This is a genomic window from Pedobacter sp. KBW01 (genome assembly GCF_003852395.1).
Lineage (GTDB): Bacteria > Bacteroidota > Bacteroidia > Sphingobacteriales > Sphingobacteriaceae > Pedobacter.
The window spans coordinates 1-1,912 of record NZ_QAJQ01000024.1 but is presented as its reverse complement, the minus strand read 5'-3'; the positions used below and the strand labels follow the sequence as shown (position 1 = coordinate 1,912).

Here is a 1,912-nt window from a genome sequence, read left to right as displayed (position 1 = left end):
ATAGGGATTAGTTCCCTATCTGTCCTCTCACACCACCGTACGTACCGTTCGGTATACGGCGGTTTGTTAGAATAACTTCGTTTGATGTGTTGTTTTCCAATAATAGTAGTTGGTGAATCCTTCAAAACCAAGTTTTGAAAAGTATGCTTTGTTTAGCGTGGTGAGCAAGATTGGGCTATTTGCTGTTCTACAATAAGCTTTGCGGGTATTAGCCAGTTGAAAGGCTCTTAACTTGGCAACGCCCAGCTTCATCAGATTACGTTCCCTACTTCGAACACCTTTCCATTGTTTCCATAGGTTCATTCTCAGCCTCTTTCTGGTTAACTCATCAAGTCCTCTCATGTAGCTTTTTGCCTCTGCAATCGAGAAATAGTTCACCCAACCCCGGATTATTTCTTCAAGTTTCAATATCCTTGAAGTTAGTGGAGTCGACCTGCTACGCATGGTCTGTTTTCTGATTTCATCCTTGATACGCACCAAGGATTTAGGTGCTATTCGCACTTTCCACCTCTTGTTGACTTTATAAAATGAGAAACCAAGTAGCGTACTTTGCGTGGGCCTACTCACTTTGCTCTTCTCACGATTAACCTTCAATTTCAACCGGTCTTCCAGATAAACCGCAATCTTATCCATTACTCTATGGGCGGACTTACTGCTCCGAACATAGATACTACAGTCATCTGCGTACCTAACGAAACAGTGGCCACGCTCTTCAAGCGTAGAATCAAGCTCATCCAGAATGATATTTGATAAAAGAGGACTTAAAGGACTACCTTGCGGGGTTCCCTCTCTCCTTGGGGTAACTACTCCATTTTCCATCATACCACTACTCAGATAACAGCGGATAAGCTTCAATGTTCGTTTATCCTTTATCTTCAATGACAGAAGACTCATAAGCTTGTCGTGGTTAACCCGATCAAAGAACTTATCCAAGTCCATTTCTACAATCCAGATATAACCTGAATTTAGGTATTCCTGCCCCTTAAGTACAGCCTGATGGGCATTACGCCCCGGTCGGAATCCGTAACTGTTCGATGAAAAACCACCCTCATACTTTGGACTCAGCCATTGTGAAATAGCTTGCTGGATTAATCGGTCGATCACCGTGGGAATCCCCAAAATTCTTCTTCCACCACCACTTTTAGGTATTTCTACCTTCCTAACAACTTCTGGACGATAATTGCCTTCCAAGATATCAGTTCTTAATGTTTGCCAGTTTGCATTCAAGTAGTCACGAAGTTCATCGGTCTGCATACCATCAATACCCCCGGCACCCCTATTGGCAGTAACCTGCCTAAAGGCTCTTTGTACATTTCGGATGTCTAATATTTCTTCAAGCATACTACTAAAAAAAAAAAACTCCTTCCCAGGCATTGTGCACATTGGTTGCACGGCTAAGCTCAGCTCCTCTTGCAGTTTATTCTCGGATTCTGTCCTACCTTCATGCAAGCAGTTCTCTAACGTGTTTCAGCTGTCAATGCTTTACCATAAACTTTATGTTTCCTTTGCCATCCTAACATTCAGTCCTTCCCGCTCTTGCGGTACTATGACATCGGCTGACTTCTGAATACCCCATAATCCGTCTCCGGAAAATGTTTCCTCGCTTACATTCGCGCATGTATTGGACAGATTGTATTCAGATCTCCCAGGGTAAGACAATCTACTTTCTATGGATGTAGCCCCTGTATCTACGTAATAGTATCCTTGCAGTATTGGACTTCTGTTTGTATTGCAACATCATCCACACTATCCCGCCTTATATACAGTTCCTGTTCGTGGGCTCCCATATTTGCCGCTGACTTCCTTCAGATTCGCAGTCACCCACGACACCCTTGTCTTTAGCTAACACTTCCTACTGCTAAGCGTGTTCGGGATTCTCACCCTATAGTCGATTGCCATGCCTGGCACACAA

Annotated in this window: 1 protein-coding gene; it reads right to left on the bottom strand. The window is 43.6% G+C overall.

The window, feature by feature from the left end:
- Positions 1 to 66: 66 nt before the first annotated feature.
- On the bottom strand, positions 67 to 1,341 hold the full coding sequence (gene ltrA, locus DBR40_RS21555) for a group II intron reverse transcriptase/maturase (RefSeq protein ID WP_199748410.1): 1,275 nt from the start codon (positions 1,339 to 1,341) through the stop codon (positions 67 to 69).
- Between the last annotated feature and the right edge of the window lie 571 nt (positions 1,342 to 1,912).

Excerpts from the sequence above, each read along its gene's own strand:
- ltrA (WP_199748410.1), bottom strand. The coding sequence starts at position 1,341 with ATGCTTGAAGAAATATTAGACATCCGAAATGTACAAAGAGCCTTTAGG.